The organism is Actinomyces qiguomingii, assembly GCF_004102025.1.
GTDB classification, from domain to species: Bacteria; Actinomycetota; Actinomycetes; order Actinomycetales; family Actinomycetaceae; genus Actinomyces; species Actinomyces qiguomingii.
In genome coordinates, this window is record NZ_CP025228.1 from 1,835,262 (window position 1) to 1,855,938 (window position 20,677).

Below are 20,677 nucleotides of genomic sequence, written 5' to 3' on the forward strand. Positions count from 1 at the left end.
ATCGCCCGCACCGGTAGGCGAGAGGGGCGGACGTGGCAGAGGACGCTGGAGTTCAAGATGCGCGCCGCGGCGGACGGCCACGTGACACCGCGCTGGACGAACGCATCCTGCAAGAGACCTTCACCCTGTTGACCGAGGTGGGCCTGCACGGCCTGCGCATCGACCAGGTGGCCACACGCGCCGGCGTCCCCAAATCCACGATCTACCGGCGCTGGCGATCCCTGCCCGAGCTGGCCGTCGACGCCGTCGACGCCGCCCTGGGACCCCGCGAGTTCCCGGCGGGGGATGACCCGCTGGAGGACTTCTCGCGCCTCATCGTCCACACCTGGCGACTACTCATGCGCCCGCCCCTGACGACGGCGCTGCCCGGCCTGGGTATGGAGCTCGCCGGGCATCCCCGGGCGGCGGCAGCCTACCGGGAGCGCGTGATCGCGCCCCTGCGAGACGGGGCGATCGACGCCGTCGCCCGCGCTGCGGATGCCGGGCTGTGGAACGGACCGGACCCGGAAACCTGCGTGGACATGCTGGTCGGCACCTTTCTTTACCGGCTGACCTACCTCGGCGAGGTCTCGGACCTGGAGGAGGTTTTCCGCGTGGCGGAGCTGGTTGCCGGGCGGGAGCTGCCCAGGCCCGATGTGGTTTGAGCTTACGTGTCGGAGGCGGGACGTATGCTAGCCCGCCACCGTCGAACATGAAAGGACGTGTTGTGGACAGGGCAGCGCCGGCCTGGCCGACCAGCTGGCGCGCAGCTGCGACACCTCCCTGGGCGCCCTCGAACGCGGCGGCATCTTCCAGGCGCGCGGAGGCAAGGCCCGCCTGCTGACGCCCTCAGAGCTGGACGGGCAGTGGAACCCCGAGGCCGACGACCGCATCAGCATCTGGGAGGCCACCGTGCGCCTGGCCGCAGTCATGGGCAAGGAAGGCGTGGAACGGACCGCCCAGCTGCTCGCGCAGGCGCAGCGGCGCATCAGCCCGGACTCCATCAGGGAACTCGGCTTCCTGCTCTTCCACGAGGCCGAGAAACAGCATCACACCGAGGACGCCCTCCTGTTCAACGGCCTGGTAACCGCCTGGGCAGACATCACCGGCAAAGCCCGCCGCTTCGCCGGGATACCCACCGCCATACAGGACGGCTTCAACATGAACGGAGAGGACTGACATGGCACTCAGCAACCGGGAATACGTCGGCCGTGCCTTCGAACTGCTCGCCGCGGCCCTCGGTGACCACTTCGAACTTGAGCACGCGGTCGACCCCCTCAGTTTCGTCGATGTCCACCTCGACGGTGTAGGTGCCCGCTTCGATCAAGGGAACGCCTATTTGCGCCGCGAAGATGATGCCCCGCTTGTGCCCGTCGTAAGGTGCGTGGGTGGTCTCGGACGCATCGAGACGGTTAGTAGCCTCAATCTTCAACTGGTCATCTCCGGGTGAGGTGATCCGGATCGTGACATCGACCGTCTCGCGCTGCGGCTCGTCGCAGCGGATGCGTCCGGCAACCGCGAGGAACGCCTGAACCGGTAGCTGGGGCGTCACGAGCCGCGTAAACGAGCCTCCCACTGTCGTAAGGTTGCCGTCCTGGATCGATGCATACTCGGCGAGGAACGCGTAGTCAAGCTCAAGCATGTTCCCATGCGTACCGGACAAACAGCGATCTGACAGCAGCGCAAGGCGTAGCTGTTCAACAGCACTCCGGAAAACCGGAGCCCAATTTCATTGATTTCCCAGATAAGGCTCCGGTCGTATCGAATTGGTGAAATAGCACATATGCGCTTGAGTGGTGTACTACATTTGTTTGCAGGCGCCCGGCCGGCACCGTTCAGTCAATATTTCGTCAACGCTCACATACGGAAAGAGGCTGCCATGTGTACGGCGATCAGGTTCACTGACAGCGAAGGCAATATGTACTTCGGGCGCAATCTGGACTGGAGCACGTCCTATGGCGAGCGCATCGTCGTCGTGCCGTCGGGATTCATGATCCGCTCGGCGTTCGGCGACGGCGCTCCGGCCGCGCACGCGGTGATCGGCATGGGCATCGTCCTTGAGGACTACCCGCTGTACTTCGACTGCGGCAACGACTCCGGCCTGGCCGTCGCCGGGCTGAACTTCCCCGGCTACGCCTGCTACCAGGACGGACCGGTGGTCGGCAAGACCAATGTGGCCGCCTACGAGTTCCCCCTGTGGATCGCCGCTAACTTCACCACCGTCAACGAGGTGGAGGCGGCGTTGGCGGACACCGCCATCGTGGCCAAACCGGTCAGCGATGACCTCGGCGTCTCCCTGCTGCACTGGATCATCGGAGACGGCACGCGCAGCATTGTGGTGGAATACATGAAGGACGGCATGCACATTCACCACAACCCGGTCGACACTTTGGCGAACCAGCCCGCTTTCGACTGGCACTTGGAAAACCTGCGCACCTTCATCACAGCCGACGGTTCCCTGCCCGACGCTGCCCACTGGCGCGACGCCGAGCTCGTGCCCTTCGGGTCCGGCGCCGGCATGCGCGGCATTCCCGGCGACTACTACTCGCCGTCGAGGTTCGCCAAGGCGGCATTCCTGAACGCCCATTACCCGGTCAAGGACAATGAGGCGGAAAATGTCTCCCGGCTGTTCCACACCCTGGGTAACGTCTCCATGGTGGACGGTGCCGCCCTCATGGCCGACGGCGCCTACGAGCGCACGCTGTACACCGGCGGCTTCTCGGCCCGGACGGGCACCTACTACTACTCGACCTACGACGACCCGGCGCTGCGGTGCGTGAGCCTGGCCGACAACGCCGACGTTGCCGCGACTGAGCTGCTGGAGCCCGAGCCCACGGTATGGCGGCCTTAGCGCGCAGGCCGGCTGCCGCACCCTGGCGTCGATCACGAGGGATGTGCGCGCATGCGGCTCGCGGTATCGCCCAACCGACCAGGCGCCTGCCGTGCGCGGTCGATGACGGTGGCCAGATACAGATTTGCTCCCGTCAGCCAGCGGCAGATAGGTGGGGGCACCTGCCACGCAGTGGGGGAATGTCGCCCACGTACTTGTGGTTGGGCACATCGGCGGCGGGTCCTGGGGGCTCCCATGGCCCGGTCACCAGCATTGATGGCCCGTACCGGCTCGGCCCGGTGCGGTATCGGCCGCCGCCCGCTGCGCCCTGTTGGGAGCACCTGCCTTCCAGGCGCAGTCAGGAGCGGGCGGGCTACCTCCAGCAACTCACAAAGCCGCTCCCACCCCATGGGTGGCTGCATGGACGGCGACGAAACCGGACAGACGGCCCCTACCGGATCATCCACCGCGACAAGGCATGCTTGGCCGCCTGCCGGCAGGATCTCCCTTCTCCCGGGTCAGCTTGGCCCGCTCCGCCCGCAAGGCGGCGTTGGCCGCCACTCGGGCGGACCACCCGCTCCTCCATCGACTCCCCAGCTGGCGCCAGTGCACCGTCAGCGCCGGCCTGAGCAGGTGCTGTCGCCCCGGTCTTGCTGTTGGGTTTGAGCGGGCTGGGGGCCGGTGCCCCATCCAGACCGGTCTTACCTCCGGTGCCCCACCGGTGCAGCCAGCCGCGCAGCGTGCCCCGGCAGACCCCCAGGTCCTGGGCGACGCCACGCACGCATCACCCCCGGTGTCATCTCGTACAAACCCACGCCCCTGACGACGCAAGCACCTGCCGAGTAACTCTTCATAACCACAGGTCAGATCATCTCCCTCTCCCCCACCCCGCAGGGCCACAATCAGCGCATCCAACAAACAGGACCAAGACCCGACGCCTCGACCTCTGACCCGTATCACTACCGAGTCGTATTTCGTCCCGAGACGATCGTTTCCGACATCGACATCCAGACCACGGGCGACAACACCTCCGCCTCTGGTGACGACGCTGCCGACACCGGGTTGGTGACCGAGGACGGGGAGGAGTCCGCGTCCAACCCGACTGCGGGTGCGACCCAGGATCCGACCCTGGATCGCGGCGGTGATGTCACCGCCCCTGACGATGAGGACTGAATCGGTAGGGATTCCTAAATTCCGTGGAGGAGCGCTGACTATGTGTTGACAATTAAGAAAACCAGCCAACGCTCAAGGCGCTGCCCTGGGCCGAGGTCCCCGCGATCACCGGGGTGGCCCAGCTGCTACAGGTGCGCCGCACCCGCACCACCAAGCGCAGCACCGAGGTGCACCACCACCAGCGGCATCGCCTCAGCCGACCGCGCCATGACACCAGTGTGCATGCCATGGTGGCAAAGGTGCTCGCGCCACCGTGTTGGCTTTGGCCGTAACCGCCGTCGTCGAGGTTATTGAGCGCATGATCTGACCAACTGCTTTCCGATTCGCTACCTTCTTGGACCTCTAGCCTGGAACAATCGCCGCCGTGACAAGATCCGCATCGCCTGTTCCACGATCCGTCCGCCCGCTGCTGCCGCCCGCGCCCATCGACCTGAGACTGGTGGTCACCGACATGGATGGCACCCTTCTAGACGGCAGGGGCCTGTTGCCGAATGGCTTCGCCGAGGCGGTGGTGCGCATGCGCGAGCACGGAGTGTTGTTCGCCCCCGCCTCCGGACGTCAACTGGCCAATCTTCGGGCCGTGCTGGGCGAAGCAGTTGAGAACTCGCCCATCATCGCGGAGAACGGCACTCTGGTGGTTCAGGATGATCAGGTCATACACTGCGAGACGATCGGTGTGGATGACACAATCGCCGCCATTGACACCGCCCGCGACCTGCGCATAGACGGCTACGACGTCGGCGCCGTCCTGGCCGGAGTCGAGTGCGCCTACATCGATCGTCAAGACCCGCCGTTCCTGGAAGAGGTATCCCGTTACTACCGGGAACTGGAAGTGGTTGACGACCTGCTCGCGGTGCCACTGGATCGGACCCTGAAGGTCGCCGTATACGACTTCGGCGACGTCGAGGCCGGAAGTTCGCAGGCACTAAGGGCGGCCGTGCCGGACGTACAGGCCGTGGTCTCCGGAGAGCACTGGACAGACCTGATGTCGCCCACCGCCTCTAAAGGGCGAGCCCTGGCCGCGTTGCAGGAACGTGTCGGCATCACTCCAGCCCAGACGGCGGTCTTCGGGGACTACCTGAACGATCTGGACATGTATGACCGTGCCGAGCTCTCCTTCGCTATGGCCAATGCCCACCCCGGCATCCAGGCCGTTGCCAACTGGATCGCTCCGGCCAATACGGAGGGCGGTGTCCTGCGCACCGTCGACGCCCTGCTTGATCGAATCGGCTGATCGCTCCCGGTGACAAGGCTGAGAAACCCGCCCAATCGCTGCGGGCCGGAGGGTTGGCACGTAGGCTGCGGACAGGAGGTAACCATGACACAGAACACGCAGGCCTGCTTCACTCTCCCGGCAATCGGCTTCGGCACCTACAAACTGCGGGGAGCAGCCGGGGCCGCCGCGGTAACCGAAGCGATCGCCGCCGGATACCGGCTCATAGACACGGCCTTCTCCTACGAGAACGAGGGCTGCGTCGCCCGCGGCGTGGCTCGCGCGGTCGAGCGGGGAGTCGCCGAACGCCAGGAGATCATCGTCACCTCCAAGGTGCCCGGACGCCACTACGGCCGCGACGAGGCCATCGCCGCCGTCGAGGAGTCTGCGGCACGTATGAGCCCGATTGGCGCCATTGACCTGTACCTGATTCATTGGCCCAACCCGGCCCAGAACCGCTACGTGGAGACCTGGGACGGCCTGGTTAGGGCGCGCGAGCGCGGCCTAGTCCGCGCAATCGGCGTCTCCAACTTCCTGCCAGAGCACCTTCAGCGCCTTGAGCGTGAGGTGGGTGTGCTGCCCGTCGTCAACCAGATTGAGAGTCACCCATACTTTCCCAACTCCGAGCAGGTCGCCTACAACGCCGCGCACGGCATCCTTACCGAGGCCTGGAGCCCTCTGGGGCGTGGTCGGGAGGTGCTAGCGGATCCGGTCATTGAGCAGATCGCGCACGCACATTCGGTCACCCCGGCACAGGCCATCTTGGCCTGGCACGTGGCCCGGGGTGTCCACCCGATCCCCAAATCCGCCACCGCCGAGAGGCGGACGGAGAATCTCGCAGCGGCGTCAGTGACCTTGGATGCCGCCGAGGTCGAGGCGATCACTGCTCTGGGCCGCCCAAACGGTCGGCTTTTCGACGGCGATCCCCGGACCCACGAGGAGATGTGAACAATAGGTGCTCAGCGGTCGCCTACACCCCGCCGCTGCTCAACCCGCGGATCGCAGCGCCCGGCCCAGGGCGGAAACTGCCTCACTGCGGAAGTCCCGCATGGCCGCGGACCAGGTGCAGTAGTCGGCGCCGTGGTACATGCCGGGCTCGATTCGCAGTTGAGCCGTGATCCCCTGTGCCTGCAGACGCTTGGCGTAAGTGATGTCCTCCTCCATGAACAGGTCGAGATCACCGACGCCGATCCAGGCGTCCGGCAGGCCTGAAAGGTCCTCACGGCGGGCGGGCACTGCCCAACGTCCTGGAAGCGACTGTGCGGTGCCCGTCGCTGATGCCGGGCGGATGTTCGCCGGACGACCCAGGTAGGCGCCCCAACTCTCGGCATTGCGTCGCGCCGTCCACACGAACTCCCCGCGTCCAGGGATCTCAATGCCGCCAAGGCCGGTGCGGTCATCGAGCATGGGATATATCAGCATTTGGAAGGCGATCGCCATCCCCTCATCCAGGGCGCGCTGAGCCAATGCGGCGGCAAGGCCGCCTCCCGCACTGGCGCCTCCCACCGCTATGCGGGCCGGATCGATTACCAGTTCCCCGGACCGCTCCCGCAGCCACCGTAATACGGTGGCTGCGTCGTCAAGTGGGGCAGGGTAAGGGTGGGTCGGAGCGAGCCGGTAATCAACAGACACCACCAGGATGCCAAGCTCCCGCGCGATCCTGGAACACAGCAGATGATCCTGGGCTGGGCTTCCACCAACGAAACCGCCTCCATGAAGCCATATCAGTGCGCTGGTGGGCGGGCCTTTTCTACGGGCGGAGGGTTCATACAGCCACACGGGTACCTCCCGGCCGCTGCAAATGATTGCGTCATGCCGTCCCAGCCCGGAGGGGAAGATACGTGCGGGCACCCGCGATGACAGTACCGAGGAGAAGTCGGTCGGAAGATCTTCAGGCACGCCGTCGGCGCCACGCCCAATGACCAACAGCGGTGCACGCAACTCACGGGCCACCCGGTCAATCCCGGGGCCCAGTTCACGTCGGCGAATCGCCAATGCGCCGACAGCGCTCAGGGCCGCAATGGCGGCGGCGCCAAGAGTGGCGCGAGCTGAAGCAGACACGGCCGCGGACCCGTTCAGTCGGCGTCGAGCAGGTGCTCGATGTCGACCGTAGATTCTTGGGTGGCACGCAGGGCGTCGAGCTGACGGCGCTCCTTCTTGGTGGGGCGGCCGGCACCGCGATCGCGGATGATCGCCGCCGGCACATCCAACGGCTTGGGCCTTGGGGGAGAGAAATCGGTGTAGGCGGTACGGGCGATCGGCGCTCCCACGCGCTTGACCAGAATGCGCTGTACCCGCAACAGCCGGTCGAAACCCTGCACGCGGTAGCGGATCTCATCGCCGATTTTCACATGCTGGGAAGGCTTGGCGGTCTCTCCGTTGATACGCACATGTCCGGCGCGGCAGGCGGCGGTAGCGGCGGAGCGAGACTTCACCTGGCGCACACTCCAAAGCCATACGTCCACGCGTGCTGACGCCGGATCGTTGGCGCTGGAAGCGCTCCGGTCAAGTCCTGCCGCCGTTCGGCTCGCATACGAATTCGCCACATGCTCATGGTAGACGAAGGGCATCGAAACTCGGTGGTTACTTCGACCGACCTCGGTGGTTACTTCGACCGACCTCGGTGGTTACTTCGACCGACCTCGGTGGTTACTTCGACCGACCTCGGTGGTTACTTCGACCGACCTCGGCGGTTACTTCGACCGACCTCGGCGGGTGCGGCGGCGGGCACGGACGGTGCCGACAGGGCGCAGGGCGTTACTCCCGCGCACTACCAAGCCCGCTCCGATCAGCATCGCCCCGGCCGCGCACACCAGCGTATAGCCGCGGTTATTAACCACCGCGTGCCCCACGCGCGCACCGAGGCTGCCTATGCGTTCGGTGATGGACACCGCGCCGTCGCCGCCGGCGGCGCAGTCCCTAAGCACATCACGCAGCGCCCGGGTATCGGCGTCGGGCAGACCGAGCTCATAGGCGGCGGCTACACTCACGAAGCGCCGGGCGTACTCGCAGCGGTAACCGGTGGCCGGCGGCCACCACCCGGGCCCGACGGCGGTAGTCCAGGTACCCGTCTGTGTGGACCCGGCGGGGCAGGTGGCCGGACCGCAGTTCGACTTCTCTTGATTGGCCCGGCCCTCCACGGCCAAAAGATTCAGCGGGTCGTTGGCCACCAGCAGGCGGGTGCGTTCATCCCACGCCCAGGCGCCATGCGCGTAAAGGTAGTTCAGGGGGATGACGTGGTCGATCTGGACTGCGTCGGAGGTGTCCTGTCCACGCTCGAAGGCGACTACCGAACCCGTGTAGGGGTCGTGCAATGTCCCGGACCATACGGTGGCATTGGGGCACACCGCCGCACCCTGACCGTGTCCGGCGTCGCGGTCCTGCACCCCCTCCTCCCGGGAGAAGTCCGTGTCGGTGAGGTCTCGGGCGAGGATCTCATTGCGGGTATCGCAGCCGTCCCCATCCACGTCCATCCACGCCCTTCCGAACCAACCGGTGCGGGAACCGCCTTCCCCCCAGGAGGACGCCGCGGGGGAGTCGGCCGGCAGCTCATCCAAGGCGACCAACGCCTGGGAGGCGGTGAACACCAGCTCGCCGCGGTCATCCCAGGGCACCTGCGCCATAGTGGCGGCGCCCGGCGTATCCGGGCCGTCGGCGGCGACCGCCGCCGAGAGCGTGCAGGCGAACAGAGCCAGGGCCGCGGCCAGCGCCCAAGCGGCCCGGTGGTGTCGCGGCTCGGTCATTTCCGGTTGTACCCGTACGCGGATTCAGGGAACGATGTATCCAGCGGAGCGGAACACCTCGTACCACTGTTCACGGCCCAACGGCAGTTCGGAGCCGGCAGCCGCAGCGGTGACTCGTTCCGGTCGAGTAGTCCCCAGCACCACCTGCATACGCGCCGGGTGACGTGTGATCCAGGCTGCGGCGATCGCCTCGGGGGAAACCCCGTACTCGGCGGCAAGCCGGTCGACGACGTCGTTCAACTCCGCGTAGCGCTCCCGGTTGCCCAGGAACGGGCCGGAGCGGTCCCCGGACTGGTAGGGCGACCAGGCCTGGATGGTGGTGTTCGTCAGGCGACAGTAATCGAGGATGCCATCGGTGCGCACAACAGACTGGTCGTGACGCATGTTGAGGGCCACGCCCTCGGCGATCATGTCGGCGTGGGTGAGGGACAGCTGCAACTGGTTGACGAGCAGCGGCTGGTCCACGGTGGCGCGCAACAGCTCGAGTTGGCCACGGGTGTGGTTGGACACGCCGAAGTGACGGACCTTGCCGGAGGCGGCCAAGGAATCGAAGGCGGAGGCCACCTCCTCGGGCTCTATCAACGCATCGGGACGGTGCAGCAGCAGCACATCCAAGTAGTCGGTGCGCAGGGCCTTGAGGGAGTCGTCCACCGAGCGCAGGATGTGCTCGGCGGAGAAGTCGAACCAGCCCCAGCGGATGCCGCACTTTGTCTGCAGCACCACCTGTTCGCGTTCGGCCGCCGACCAGTTCAAGGCGGCGCCGAAACGCTCCTCACAGGCGTGGTCACGACCGTAGATGTCGGCATGGTCGAACATGGTGATGCCAGCGTCGCGGGCGGTTGCCACCAGGGTGCGGATCTGCTCATCGCTGAGCTCCTTGATGCGCATCAGGCCAAGGATGATGTTGGAGGCGGTCAGTTCGGACGAACCAATTGGTTGGATTCTCATACAAATACCGTAGCGGACCACTGGGCGCTTGCATAGGGATCCCCGGGACTGTCCACAGCGTCGACCGACCGTATGCCGCGAACCGGGCCTGTGGACACCGATGTGTTCCAGGCGCGCACCCTTGAGCACGGTTCGCGGTTGGCGGTTCAGGCGGGGAGGCCGACGGCCGCTCGGTCCAGATGCCACACGGTGGCCTCGCCACGGGCCACAGAGACCGGAGCGGCGACAATATCCGCAGGGCCCAGGCCCTTGGCTACGGCGGCGATCTTGCCGGTTCCGCCGGCGACCAGCAGCACTCGCCGGGCCCGGTGCAGCACCTCGAAGGTGAAGGAGACGCGTTCAGGCGGCGGCTTGGGGGAGCTGTGCACGGCGACAACCGCGGCACCGGTGGTGGGGGCGGCCGGGTGACCGGGGAACAGTGAGCAGACGTGCGCGTCCGGACCGAGCCCCAGATGCATGACATCGAAGCGGCCGTCGGCCGGACCGCGCCGGTCGAAATCCTCCGCCAACGCCCGGGCCGCGGCGTCGACGGAGTCCACCCGTTCGGGGCCAAGCAGCCGGTGCACGTTACTCTCCGGGACGCCAGCGGCCACCAGATCGGCAACCAGTAGATCATTGCGATCGGCGTGGCCGGCCGGGACGAAGCGCTCATCGCCTTCCCACAGGTGGATCCGGTCCAGGCCAGCATCGGCGGTGAGCCCCGCGGCGGCGAGGGCCGCCGGCAGCGCCGCGGCCAGTGCCCGGCCGCCAGCGCCGCCGGTCAGCGCCAGGTGTGCGACCTGGCGGGCGGCGATGGCCTCGGCCAATGCCGCGGCGGTCTCCTGGCAGGCGGTCTTGGCCGCATCGGCCAGGGTCTTGTGCGCTACCACGGTTGGGCGCGCCAGACCGGACGCGGCCGCGTTAATGGCGGCGGCATCGACTGTGGTCATTGGTGAATTCCTTCTTCCCTGTTTTCAACGTATTCAATGCCCGCGGCGTTGACCCCTGCAAGGGCGCGTGGGGTGTCCTGCTCGGCAAATGTGGCCAGAACCTCCTCATAGACGAGGTCCGGGGTCAGTCGCCGCAGCTCCTCACTCATGGTGGCCACCGGCTCACGGCGGGCCATGGTTACGACCTGCGGTCGCCGGGCGCCGGGACGGGTGATCACTACCCGCTCGTGGTCCTTGCGCGTGATCACCAGGTCGCCGGAGTCGGTGTGCGCCGTAATGGTGGCGATGCCGGGAATATCGGCGGCGTCCACCCGTTGCACATCCACGCCCAGGCGCAGTCGCAGCCAGCGGATCATCAGGGAGACCGAGGCGTTGCGAGGCTCTCCGGCTACGACGACGCCCCGGACCACTCCCGTGCACAGCAGCGAGTCCAGTGTCGAGGCGACCATGGCGCGCCACAGGGTGATACGGGTCCAGGCCAGGTCGATGTCACCGCGCGTGTACTCCGGCGCCAGAGCTGCAAGGGCCGCGGACGGGTCCGGCTGGGAGGGCGTGTTGGTGATGCGGGTGGTGGCCAGGGCCCCGAGCGGGCTCGTGGCCGGCCGTACGGGCGGCGCATCCGGCCACCAGGTCACCACGGGAACGTCGGGCAACAGGAAGGGCACCACCAGGGTGTCGGCGTGGCGGGCCGCTTCACCCTGCGGGTACAGCACCAGGGTCTCCCCGGCGCCGGCGTCGTGGCCGAGTCGGATCTCGGCGTCCAGGTGGCCTATAGAGCCGGGAGCTCTATGGCCGTTAGGATGGCGGTCATCGCGGGCGGCACTACCGTCGGAAGTAGGGGAGACCACGGCCACCACCCGGCAGGGGTGGTCCAGACTGGCCCCGTGCGCGGCCACCAGGGCGTCGGCCAGACCGGCATGGTCGGTGTCGATCACGAGCGTGAGCACGCGCGAACCACTGGACACGCCCTCGGACAGGAGAGTGGAGACGATTTCGTCGGTGGTCGTCTGCGCGAGCTTGATGATCATGAACGCCTCCAGATGCGGCCGTCGCGGGCCAGGAGCTCGTGGGCCGAGGGCGGCCCCCAGGAACCGGGCCGATAGCCCTGCGGCTTCCCCTTCCCGGCCCAGTGCTCGATCACCGGATCCAGGATCCGCCAGGACAGATCCACCTCCCGCTGCTGCGGGAACAGCGGGGCGTCGCCGAGCAGCGCGTCCAGAATAAGCCGCTCGTAGGCCTCGGGCGACTCCTCGTTGAAGGAGGCGCCGTAGCCGAAGTTCATCGTGACGTCGCGCAGCTCCAACTGCGTACCGGGAACCTTGGACGCCATGCGCATGGTGATGCCTTCGTCGGGCTGGATGCGCAGCACAATCGTGTTGGCCCCCAGGCCAGCGGTGGCCGCGTCGGCGAAGGGCAGGAACGGCGGCCGTTTGAACACAACGGCTACTTCCGTCACCCGGCGAGCCAAGCGCTTACCGGCGCGCAGGTAGAAGGGGACGCCGGCCCAGCGGCGATTGGCGATCTCCAACCGCACCGCGGCGAAGGTCTCCGTGCGGGAGTCATCTGCCACACCCTCCTCCTCCAAGTATCCGCGCACGGGGACGCCGCCCTGGAAGCCGGAGTCATAGCGCCCGCGAGCGGTGGTCGCGTCCAGGTCGAGGAGACCGGCCCGTTCCAGCCTCACTGCGGCCAGCACCTTCTCCTTCTCCGCCCGGATGGCGGGTGCGAGCATACTGATGGGCTCCTCCATGGCGGTAAGGGCCAGCAGCTGCAGCAGGTGATTCTGGATGACATCGCGCGCCGAACCGATCGTGTCGTAGTAGGCGGCGCGCGTACCGATGCCGATGTCCTCCGCCATGGTGATCTGCACGTGGTCCACATAGCGCTGGTTCCACAGGGGTTCGAACATGGTGTTGGCGAAGCGCAGGGCCAGGATGTTTTGCACCGTCTCCTTGCCCAGGTAGTGGTCGACACGGAAGACGTCGTCGGGGCGCACAATCCTGGAGACTACCGCGTCCAGCTCCTGGGCGCTGGCGCGGTTGTGGCCGAAGGGCTTTTCAATGATCACCCGCCGCCAGGAGCCCGGGACCTCGTCCACGAGCCCGGAGGCGGCCACGTGCTCGGTCACCGTGGAGAACCAGGCCGGCGGAACCGACAGGTAGAAGGCGCGGTTACCGCTGGTGCCGCGGGTGGTATCCAGGTCGGTGACGGTGCGGGTCAGTCGGTCGTAAGCGCCGTCGTCGTCAAAGGAGGTCAATTCTATGAAGCGCATGCCGGCGGCCAGCTGATCCCAGATCGCCTGGCGCCAGGGGGTGCGGGCTCCTCCGCGTACGCAGTGCGCCACGTAGTCGCGCATGTCGTCGTCGGACCAGCGGCGCCGTCCTACACCCACCAGGGAGAAGCTGGGGGACAACAAGCCGCGGTTGGCCAGGTCGTAGATGGCCGGCAGCAGTTTGCGGCGGGCCAGGTCGCCGGTGATGCCGAACATGACCAGCACGCACGGGTCGGCGATGCGGGGCAGACGCAGGTCGCGGGAGTCCAACAGCGGATTGCCCTGCGAGGCGGTGGCACCGTCCGGGGTGCCCTCGTGGGTGGTGGGTTTGCTTGAGGTGTGGAAGAGGTCCACGGGTGCCTTTCGCGCCTTCCTTGTCTTCTTCCCGGTCTTCTTGCTCGGGCGGTGTAGTCGACCGGGCCTCCACCATAAACGCTTTGCCGCCCCCGCGGCCAAGGGCGGGCCGGTAGCCCCTGAAGGCATTTAGGGAATCAGGGCGTGCCTGCGGTGCGTTACCCTGCCCGAGTAAACGATCCCACAACGACGGCCCGTGCCCGACGGGCAGAAGGGGACAGCGATGAGTTCAGCCGGCGACTTCGTCCCGCAGCCCGCTTCGGCGGATATCGGCGTGTACGGGTTGGGGGTCATGGGGGCGAATCTGGCCCGCAACCTCGCTCGTCACGGGCACTGCGTCGCCGTGTTCAATCGCACTGCGGCGCGCACCCACAGACTCATAGACTCTCACGGCGGTGAGGGGGACTTCGTGCCGGCCTCGGATGCGGCCGCATTCGTCGCCTCGCTGCGTCGCCCGCGTGCCGTGATCATTATGGTGCAGGCGGGAGCCGGCACCGAGGCGGTCATCGAGCAACTGCGCCAGCTGTTGGAGCCCGGCGACATCATTGTTGACGCCGGCAACACCTATTACCGGGACACCGAGCGTCGGGAGGCCTTGCTGCGCGAGCAGGGCATCCACTTCGTGGGCATGGGCGTGTCCGGGGGTGAGGAGGGAGCACTGCTGGGGCCCGCGATCATGCCGGGCGGTACTGCCGCCTCCTATGAGCGGCTCGGACCTCTGCTCGAATCCATCGCCGCTCACGTGGACGGCGTGCCCTGCTGCACCCATGTCGGGCCGGGCGGGGCGGGACACTTCGTGAAGATGGTGCACAACGGCATCGAGTACGCCGATATGCAACTGATCGCTGAGGCCTACGACTTGCTGCGCGGAGTCGCCGGTATGACCGTGCCCGAGATCGCCGCCGTCTTCCGGACCTGGAAGCGCTCCGAGCTGGACTCCTACTTGATCGACGTTACCGCAGAGGTGCTCGACCGGGTGGACCCGGCCACGGGTGAGCCCTTTGTCGATGTGATAGTCGACGCCGCCGGTCAGAAGGGTACCGGCGCCTGGACCACCCGGACCGCACTGGAACTCGGGGTCGCCGTTCCCGCCATCGCCGAGGCCACCTTCGCTCGGGCCGCCTCCTCCTCTCCGGCGCAGCGAGCCGCTGTGCGTCAGGCGCAACTTAAGGCCGGCGTCACGCCCGTGGCCTTCGACTCCGCGGCGCGGCGCGAAGACTTCGTCGACTCGGTGCGGCAGGCCCTGTACGGCTCGAAGATTGCCGCCTACGCGCAGGGATTCGACGAGATCGCCACCGCCTCCGCGGACAACAACTGGGGTGTGGACCTGGGGGCCATGGCCCGGATCTGGCGCGGCGGGTGCATTATCCGCGCCCGTTTCCTGGACGACATCACCCGGGCCTACACCGACAACCCGCAACTGGCCAGCCTGTTGACCGCACCCGTCTTCGCCGGCGCGCTGGGCGAGGTCCTGCCGGCCTGGCGTGAGGTGGTGGCAACAGCGGCCCAGGCGGGGGTGGCCGCGCCGGCCTTCGCGTCCTCACTGGCCTACATCGATCAGTTGCGTGCACCGCGCCTGCCCGCTGCCCTCATCCAGGGGCAGCGGGACTTCTTCGGATCTCACACCTACCATCGCGTGGACGATCCCGAGGGCGTCTACCATGTGCGGTGGACCGAGCCCGGCCGCAACGAGGAGAAGTGGAACTGATCGCCGCTGGCGCCATCGCTGCCGCAGCAGGTCTCGGGCCATACAGATCTTCGGGTTACCAGCGGACACGCATTGCGGTGTCACGCAGCAGCAACGGTATGGTGGAACCACTGCGGTGCGACCGGCACCGCCCGACAGGAGGGGAATAGATGTCGAGCACGCCGATGGAATCGGATCCCACCTCGACCCAGGCCTTCGGGGCTATTGGCGTCCCCGCGGAGTCCGAAGTCCCGCTGGTGGGCATCTCTGCGCAGGACCGCGCCGCCATCTCGGCGCTGCCCGCGGATACCGCGCTGCTGCTGGTGCAGCAGGGGCCGACAACCGGCGCACGCTTTTTACTCGACTCGGCGCAGACGACCGTCGGCCGCCACCCGCGCGCGGATATCTTCCTTGACGACGTTACCGTTTCCCGCAAGCACGCGGTATTCGTACAGCTGCCCGACGGCGGATTCTCGGTACGGGACTCCGGCTCCCTCAATGGCACCTATGTCAATCGCCAGCGTGTGGAGCAGGCGGCCCTGCGTGCGGGTGACGAGGTGCAGATCGGCAAGTACCGCATGACCTACCATCCAGCGCCTCAGCAGCGGGCCGCGCAGTGACGGGCACTGCCCGCCGCGCGGCAGCGGCCGAACCGGCGCGCGGAGACCGGCTCGGGCCGTGGCCCCGCGGGGTGTCCCGCCAGCCGGCTATGAAGATCGGCGAGGTTGTCGATCTTCTGAAGGGTGAATTCCCCGCTTTATCCGTCTCCAAGGTCCGCTACCTGGAGGCGGAAGGGCTGATCGCCCCCCATCGGGTGGGCAACGGCTACCGGCGCTACTCCACCGCCGACGTTGAGCGACTGCGATACACCCTGACCGCCCAGCGCGACGAGTACCTGCCGCTGTCGGTGATAAGGCAGCGCCTGGCCGAATTGGACGGGGATGCGGACGCCCCGCCTCCCGCCCGGGTCGCCCGGGTGGTGGCATCGGAAGGACGCACTGTCAGCGGCGCACTGGACGCCGCTGACCTGGTACACCACTGCGCCGCGACACTGGAGCAGATCGAAGAACTCGTAGAAGTCGGCGTTATCGCGCCGGACGCCCATGGTCGTTTTGACTCGCGCGCTTTGAACACGGTGGCGTTGGCGCTGAAGGCGGACCGGCTGGGAATTCCTCTGCGCAACCTGCGGGCGGTGCGCAGCGCCGCCGAGCGCGAGGCCGATGTGATCGATCTGGCCACCCGGCACAAGCGCAACCGCTCCAAGACTGCCGGGGAGGATGCGGCCGCGGAGCTGGCCGCGGTGCTGGCGGATCTGCATGTGAGCCTGCTGCATCGCGCCGTTGAGGCGCTGCGCTGATCGTCCGCACATAACCGGCATATGAGCTCGCCGCTTCGTTTGCGGGACAGCACGGTCGCTGGGCCCGTAGATTATGAGCGTGCGGACCATGGCGCTCATGGGGGTCCGGTCCACGGCCCCGGATTCCGGCCTGGTCGCCGTCTTGATGGAGGACGGGGGCCCGGGTGTGATAGCCGTCCCCGTGGGCGCCCGTGACGGGCTCTTGCTCAGTGCCACCGATGATCTCAGACCGTCCTGGGCCGCCTTCTTCGCCGCCTGTGTCGACGCCATCGGTTCGGCCGTGCTGCGGGTGGTTCTCGACGTCGATGCCGATGGCGTGATGTGCGCCACCGCCGAGCTCGATGCGGAGAACCCGACTCAGTCCACACCAGTCCCGTGCACGCCCAGCGACGCGCTCGTCCTAGCGACTGCCCTGTCGCTTCCCATCCACGCTACCGGGGCGCTGCTGCGCCTGCGCGGCATCGACCTGGAAGAGGAGGCAATGCAGCACCGTCTGGGCCAATGGCGGCAGGTGCTCAATGATGTGCCCTGAGGATGCGTGGTTCTCATAGCCACCGTCCTGGGTTTCCAAAATGACTGCGACACGCGGGACGCGTGTGACGGGTGTGACTACTGTTGTGCAATATGTCACATAGGCGCCATGGGCTGGGCGCGTATTCCGCGTGATGGTGCGCCAGGATTGGGAGGGAGTACGGATCGGCAATCTGAACCTGAACTTAAAGTACGTTTTTCGGCGTGCCTGTCGTTGAGTCATGCCACCGTGGGTTCTATCGTGGGTCCGTGGCCGGGAGGACCGGCCCGAGCGTGCCTCCCCGCGCACGCCCCGATCTGACAGGAGTCGGCAAGTGAGCGCCAATGAAGCGAGCCTTCACGCACCCCAGCACACGCAGGGGATGCTCTTCGGCGATCCGCTCCCGCGGCTAGACGTCAACACCGGATACCGCGGCCCCGTGGCCTGCCGTGCCGCCGGCATCACCTACCGGCAGTTGGACTACTGGGCCCGTACCGGGCTGGTGGAACCGTCCATCCGCAGTGCCAAGGGGTCGGGGTCGCAGCGCCTCTACGCCTTCCGGGACATCCTGCTGCTGAAGATCGTCAAACGCCTGCTGGACACCGGCGTCTCCCTGCAGCAGATCCGGGTGGCGGTCAATGCTCTACACGAACGTGGCGTTGAGGATCTGACCTCCATCACCCTGATGAGCGACGGCGCCTCCGTATACGAGTGCACCAGCGCAGACGAGGTCGTCGATCTGGTCCAGGGCGGACAGGGAGTCTTCGGTATTGCGGTGGGGCGCGTCTGGCATGAGATCGAAGGATCGCTCGCCGAACTCCCGGTGGAGCATGCCTCCGATGTCCCCGCGGTTGAGGATGAGCTGGCCAAGCGCCGGGCGGCCCGGCAACAGGCGGTGTGAGGCGGACTGTGAGGTAGACCGATGGCACCTACCAGGACCTTGGGCAACTCCGAGCTGCATGTCAGTGCAATAGGACTGGGCGGTAACGTATTCGGATGGACCGCCGATGAAGATACCTCCCACCGTATCCTCGACGCCTATGTCAACGGCGGCGGCAACTTCATCGACACTGCCGACGGCTACTCCCACTGGGCCCCGGGGCATGTTGGCGGCGAGTCGGAGGCTGTTATCGGCTCCTGGCTGCGCACACGCGGTCGGCGCGATGAGGTGGTAATCGCCACGAAGGTATCCACCAAGCCTGACCGCAAGGGACTGGCGGCAAGCAATATCCGCGCCGCAATCGACGAGTCCCTGAGCCGCTTGGGCACCGATCACGTGGACCTCTACTACGCCCACTTCGACGACATGGACACGCCCTTGGAGGAGACCGTAGCCGCCTTTGAGGAGGTTCGTGCCGCCGGCAAGACCCGTTACGTCGCACTGTCCAACTACACGCCCGATCGGGTAGAGGAGTGGTGCGCCATTGCCGCGGCCAATGACTTCGCGCCCGCCGTGGCGCTGCAGCCCCACTACAACCTGGTGCACCGGCAGGACGTCGAAGGACCCGGTAATCGGGGAGAGGTCGCTGTCACCCATCATCTGGGACTCGTGCCCTACTTCTCGCTGGCCTCGGGTTTCCTGACCGGTAAGTATCGTCCGGGCAGGGATTCCGGATCTGCACGTGGTAGCTGGATCGCCGACTATCTGCGCGCGGAGTACTTCAGCGTGCTGGAGGTCGTGCGTGAGGTAGCCGTTGCGCACGACGCCGCCCCTGCGGCTGTCGCCCTGGCCTGGCTGCGTGACCGGCCGGGTGTGGTCTCGCCGCTTGCATCGGCGCGAACGCTCGAGCAGTTGGGGCCGATCCTCCACGCGCTCTCACTGGAGCTGGACCCGGAGGAGACCCTGGCCCTGACACGCGCTTCGGACCGGATCCGAGGGCTGTGATCCTCTGAGGAGTCTGGAGGAGTCTGCTGGCCCGGGCAGTCTGGGGCCCGGCGGTGCTCGCCCCCTCAGGCGGTGCGGCGGCCGAGTACGTAGGTGCGCTTGTAGCCGTCGGACAAGTCCGTCAGGGTCACATGAATCAGCCCGGCGCCGTCGATGTCGTAGCGCTCCTCGATCTGCGGCCCGTTTCCAAGCCGATGCACCGGCAGTGAGGCGAGATCCTCCGCATCCCGCAGGGAGCGGTCGAAGGGGAACAGTACGTCCTGGTAGGGGGCCAGGCCGCCGCGAGGTTCGCCGGCGGCGTCCACCCCCGCGCATTCGACGAACCGGTAGCGGCCGATGTTGTGCACCGCCGGGTAACGGCGGGTGATGATGGTGCCGGCGGCGCCGTCGGCCCGCTTCTGCACCGACTCCTCGGTCAACAGGGCATCGAATATGGTGCGGGCCCCGCCATCGGCCTCCCGGAACACGCCGAAGCCACGCGACAGGCGGTCTGTCAACGCCACGGTGGCGGTGCGATCGGCGGCTATGGCCAGGCCGATGGCGGTGGATGCGCCAGGGTAGGGGGAGCGGTGCACCCGCCGACCGAAGCGCTCACGCAGTAGCCGGGGGACCAGCGGGAAGGCCGAGGCGCCGCCAACCAGATATATGCCGGCGATATCGGTCAGGTCCGGACCGCCGTCATCGAGTCGACCGATCAGTGGGGCCATGGTGTCAAGGCTGCGCTGGATCAGCGGAGTCGCCGCCGCGTAGAAGTCGGCGGCGGGCAGCACCAGGTCCTTGCCACGTAGGGTGATCAGAAGGCGTCGTGTCTGGGGCACCATCGATTCCTTGGCATCGCGGCACAGGTCAAGCAGGTCGTCCAGCTCGGCTGTGGCCATCTCTTCCTCGGCCACGCCGGCGGCGGTGAGTGAGAGCTGCGCGAGCAGCAGATCCAGGTCGTCGCCACCTAAGTCTCCGGCACCGCGCGATGCCAGCACCTCATGGGACTGGCCGCGCACATCCACCAGCGAGGTGTCGAATGTGCCTCCACCCAGGTCGTAAACGAGCACCCGGGTGCGGCGGGAGGAGACGGTGCCGGACTTGCGATGGGTGTACTCAAAACCGGCGGCGCTGGGCTCATTGAGCATGGCCGTTACGTGGAAGCCCGCCGCACGGAAGGCATCGAGCGTGATCAGCCGCTGGGCGCCGTAGGCGTGCGCGGGCACCGCAACGACGATATTGGCGTCCTCGGCCCCCGGGTCGGCTCCCTCGAGCACCTCGGAGGACAGCAACTGCTCGCGTACCGCGGTGAGGAAGCTGGTGAGCAGTTCCAGAACGGAGAAGGTCTGCGCACCCAGCCGCACTGGTGTCTGAGCGGTCACGGTGGGGGAGGACAACACTCGTTTCAGACTGCGCAGCAGGGGAGCCCCCCGACGGGCTGCGGCGCGGGCCGCGAATCCATGCACCAGGCCGTCAGCGGTAAGTGCCGTCAGGGACGGGAAGAACTCGTGGAGATCCCCCGCGGTGTCGGTGAAACCGACAACGGGGTAGTTGCCCCGGTCTGCACGGGCGACGACGGTGCGCGTCGTGCCCAGGTCGATGCCGAGGTCGAGGGGCGCGGAGTGAGCGCGCCTACGCTTGCGGGACTGCTGCGTACTACTGCTACCGCTTCGGGCTGCCATGTACGTGACCTTATCGCTGATATCGGTTCGACGGCGTGCGGCTCGACGGGGCTGCGGTGAGGCGTCGGCCTCTTCCGGGGTCAGGGCCGCCTACGGGAGGGTTGTGGCGGAGACCGGCCGGCACCCACTCGGCAT

Annotated in this window: 20 protein-coding genes; 11 read left to right on the top strand and 9 right to left on the bottom strand. The window is 67.0% G+C overall.

Annotation, left to right across the window (positions count from 1 at the left end; genetic code table 11):
- Positions 1-32: 32 nt before the first annotated feature.
- Together CWT10_RS07520 and CWT10_RS07525 are read left to right on the top strand one after the other, a co-directional pair.
- Entirely contained in the window at positions 33-644 is a 612-nt protein-coding gene (locus CWT10_RS07520; RefSeq protein ID WP_103064378.1) for a TetR/AcrR family transcriptional regulator, read from the top strand.
- A gap of 247 nt (positions 645-891) precedes the next feature.
- Complete coding sequence (locus tag CWT10_RS07525; RefSeq protein WP_103064379.1) at positions 892-1,158, top strand: hypothetical protein; 267 nt, start codon at positions 892-894, stop codon at positions 1,156-1,158.
- Here the strand turns inward: CWT10_RS07525 and CWT10_RS07530 are convergent.
- Entirely contained in the window at positions 1,136-1,621 is a 486-nt protein-coding gene (locus CWT10_RS07530) for a DUF6941 family protein (protein WP_174721948.1), read from the bottom strand. The two genes, CWT10_RS07525 and CWT10_RS07530, sit on opposite strands and share 23 nt — an antisense overlap.
- Positions 1,622-1,858: 237 nt before the next feature.
- On the opposite strand from CWT10_RS07530, the gene bsh reads away from it, so the two are divergent.
- From bsh to CWT10_RS07550, 3 genes are all read left to right on the top strand, one after another.
- The gene (bsh, locus tag CWT10_RS07535; protein WP_103064380.1) at positions 1,859-2,830 is read left to right on the top strand and encodes a choloylglycine hydrolase; all 972 of its coding nucleotides are present in this window, start codon (positions 1,859-1,861) and stop codon (positions 2,828-2,830) included.
- A gap of 1,603 nt (positions 2,831-4,433) precedes the next feature.
- A complete protein-coding gene (locus CWT10_RS07545; RefSeq protein ID WP_103064462.1) occupies positions 4,434-5,216 on the top strand; it encodes an HAD hydrolase family protein in 783 nt (260 codons plus the stop codon).
- An 84-nt stretch (positions 5,217-5,300) separates the two neighbouring features.
- Positions 5,301-6,143 (top strand): aldo/keto reductase, encoded by an 843-nt coding sequence (locus CWT10_RS07550; RefSeq protein ID WP_103064381.1) that lies wholly within the window; start codon positions 5,301-5,303, stop codon positions 6,141-6,143.
- A gap of 39 nt (positions 6,144-6,182) precedes the next feature.
- Here CWT10_RS07550 and CWT10_RS07555 read toward each other — a convergent pair whose 3' ends face one another.
- The 7 genes from CWT10_RS07555 to zwf all read right to left on the bottom strand — a co-directional run bounded on the left by CWT10_RS07555 (position 6,183) and on the right by zwf (position 13,360).
- Entirely contained in the window at positions 6,183-7,256 is a 1,074-nt protein-coding gene (locus tag CWT10_RS07555; protein WP_199176403.1) for an alpha/beta hydrolase, read from the bottom strand.
- 14 nt (positions 7,257-7,270) lie between these two features.
- Positions 7,271-7,741, bottom strand: a complete 471-nt coding sequence (locus tag CWT10_RS07560; protein ID WP_425320995.1) for an RNA-binding S4 domain-containing protein — start codon at positions 7,739-7,741, stop codon at positions 7,271-7,273.
- A 147-nt stretch (positions 7,742-7,888) separates the two neighbouring features.
- Positions 7,889-8,938 (bottom strand): HNH endonuclease family protein, encoded by a 1,050-nt coding sequence (locus CWT10_RS07565; protein WP_103064383.1) that lies wholly within the window; start codon positions 8,936-8,938, stop codon positions 7,889-7,891.
- A gap of 24 nt (positions 8,939-8,962) precedes the next feature.
- Positions 8,963-9,886: an aldo/keto reductase gene (locus CWT10_RS07570; protein WP_103064384.1), complete on the bottom strand. Its 924-nt coding sequence runs from the start codon at positions 9,884-9,886 to the stop codon at positions 8,963-8,965.
- A 146-nt stretch (positions 9,887-10,032) separates the two neighbouring features.
- The gene (gene pgl, locus CWT10_RS07575; RefSeq protein ID WP_103064385.1) at positions 10,033-10,815 is read right to left on the bottom strand and encodes a 6-phosphogluconolactonase; all 783 of its coding nucleotides are present in this window, start codon (positions 10,813-10,815) and stop codon (positions 10,033-10,035) included.
- Positions 10,812-11,843 (bottom strand): glucose-6-phosphate dehydrogenase assembly protein OpcA, encoded by a 1,032-nt coding sequence (locus tag CWT10_RS07580; RefSeq protein WP_103064386.1) that lies wholly within the window; start codon positions 11,841-11,843, stop codon positions 10,812-10,814. The genes pgl and CWT10_RS07580 overlap by 4 nt, the downstream gene beginning before the upstream one ends.
- Complete coding sequence (zwf, locus tag CWT10_RS07585; protein WP_269843841.1) at positions 11,840-13,360, bottom strand: glucose-6-phosphate dehydrogenase; 1,521 nt, start codon at positions 13,358-13,360, stop codon at positions 11,840-11,842. The genes CWT10_RS07580 and zwf overlap by 4 nt, the downstream gene beginning before the upstream one ends.
- A 304-nt stretch (positions 13,361-13,664) precedes the next feature.
- On the opposite strand from zwf, the gene gndA reads away from it, so the two are divergent.
- The 6 genes from gndA to CWT10_RS07615 all read left to right on the top strand — a co-directional run bounded on the left by gndA (position 13,665) and on the right by CWT10_RS07615 (position 18,881).
- A complete protein-coding gene (gene gndA, locus CWT10_RS07590) occupies positions 13,665-15,149 on the top strand; it encodes an NADP-dependent phosphogluconate dehydrogenase (protein ID WP_103064388.1) in 1,485 nt (494 codons plus the stop codon).
- A 149-nt stretch (positions 15,150-15,298) separates the two neighbouring features.
- On the top strand, positions 15,299-15,748 hold the full coding sequence (locus tag CWT10_RS07595; RefSeq protein WP_103064389.1) for an FHA domain-containing protein: 450 nt from the start codon (positions 15,299-15,301) through the stop codon (positions 15,746-15,748).
- An 89-nt stretch (positions 15,749-15,837) separates the two neighbouring features.
- Positions 15,838-16,485: a transcriptional regulator FtsR gene (gene ftsR / locus CWT10_RS07600; protein ID WP_103064464.1), complete on the top strand. Its 648-nt coding sequence runs from the start codon at positions 15,838-15,840 to the stop codon at positions 16,483-16,485.
- A gap of 88 nt (positions 16,486-16,573) precedes the next feature.
- The gene (locus tag CWT10_RS07605; RefSeq protein ID WP_233188410.1) at positions 16,574-17,017 is read left to right on the top strand and encodes a bifunctional nuclease domain-containing protein; all 444 of its coding nucleotides are present in this window, start codon (positions 16,574-16,576) and stop codon (positions 17,015-17,017) included.
- A 361-nt stretch (positions 17,018-17,378) separates the two neighbouring features.
- Positions 17,379-17,897, top strand: a complete 519-nt coding sequence (locus tag CWT10_RS07610) for a MerR family transcriptional regulator (RefSeq protein ID WP_103064391.1) — start codon at positions 17,379-17,381, stop codon at positions 17,895-17,897.
- A 21-nt stretch (positions 17,898-17,918) separates the two neighbouring features.
- A complete protein-coding gene (locus tag CWT10_RS07615; protein WP_103064392.1) occupies positions 17,919-18,881 on the top strand; it encodes an aldo/keto reductase in 963 nt (320 codons plus the stop codon).
- Positions 18,882-18,946: 65 nt separating this feature from the next.
- Here the strand turns inward: CWT10_RS07615 and CWT10_RS07620 are convergent, their stop codons facing one another.
- Positions 18,947-20,542: an Hsp70 family protein gene (locus CWT10_RS07620; protein ID WP_103064393.1), complete on the bottom strand. Its 1,596-nt coding sequence runs from the start codon at positions 20,540-20,542 to the stop codon at positions 18,947-18,949.
- Between the last annotated feature and the right edge of the window lie 135 nt (positions 20,543-20,677).

Coding starts and splice junctions, on each gene's coding strand:
- CWT10_RS07565 (WP_103064383.1), bottom strand. CDS start 8,938: ATGACCGAGCCGCGACACCACCGGGCCGCTTGGGCGCTGGCCGCGGCC.
- pgl (WP_103064385.1), bottom strand. CDS start 10,815: ATGACCACAGTCGATGCCGCCGCCATTAACGCGGCCGCGTCCGGTCTG.
- CWT10_RS07620 (WP_103064393.1), bottom strand. CDS start 20,542: ATGGCAGCCCGAAGCGGTAGCAGTAGTACGCAGCAGTCCCGCAAGCGT.
- CWT10_RS07580 (WP_103064386.1), bottom strand. CDS start 11,843: ATGATCATCAAGCTCGCGCAGACGACCACCGACGAAATCGTCTCCACT.
- CWT10_RS07605 (WP_233188410.1), top strand. CDS start 16,574: ATGGCGCTCATGGGGGTCCGGTCCACGGCCCCGGATTCCGGCCTGGTC.
- ftsR (WP_103064464.1), top strand. CDS start 15,838: ATGAAGATCGGCGAGGTTGTCGATCTTCTGAAGGGTGAATTCCCCGCT.
- CWT10_RS07610 (WP_103064391.1), top strand. CDS start 17,379: ATGCTCTTCGGCGATCCGCTCCCGCGGCTAGACGTCAACACCGGATAC.
- CWT10_RS07595 (WP_103064389.1), top strand. CDS start 15,299: ATGTCGAGCACGCCGATGGAATCGGATCCCACCTCGACCCAGGCCTTC.
- CWT10_RS07530 (WP_174721948.1), bottom strand. CDS start 1,621: ATGCTTGAGCTTGACTACGCGTTCCTCGCCGAGTATGCATCGATCCAG.
- CWT10_RS07615 (WP_103064392.1), top strand. CDS start 17,919: ATGGCACCTACCAGGACCTTGGGCAACTCCGAGCTGCATGTCAGTGCA.
- gndA (WP_103064388.1), top strand. CDS start 13,665: ATGAGTTCAGCCGGCGACTTCGTCCCGCAGCCCGCTTCGGCGGATATC.
- CWT10_RS07570 (WP_103064384.1), bottom strand. CDS start 9,886: ATGAGAATCCAACCAATTGGTTCGTCCGAACTGACCGCCTCCAACATC.
- CWT10_RS07545 (WP_103064462.1), top strand. CDS start 4,434: ATGGATGGCACCCTTCTAGACGGCAGGGGCCTGTTGCCGAATGGCTTC.
- CWT10_RS07550 (WP_103064381.1), top strand. CDS start 5,301: ATGACACAGAACACGCAGGCCTGCTTCACTCTCCCGGCAATCGGCTTC.
- bsh (WP_103064380.1), top strand. CDS start 1,859: ATGTGTACGGCGATCAGGTTCACTGACAGCGAAGGCAATATGTACTTC.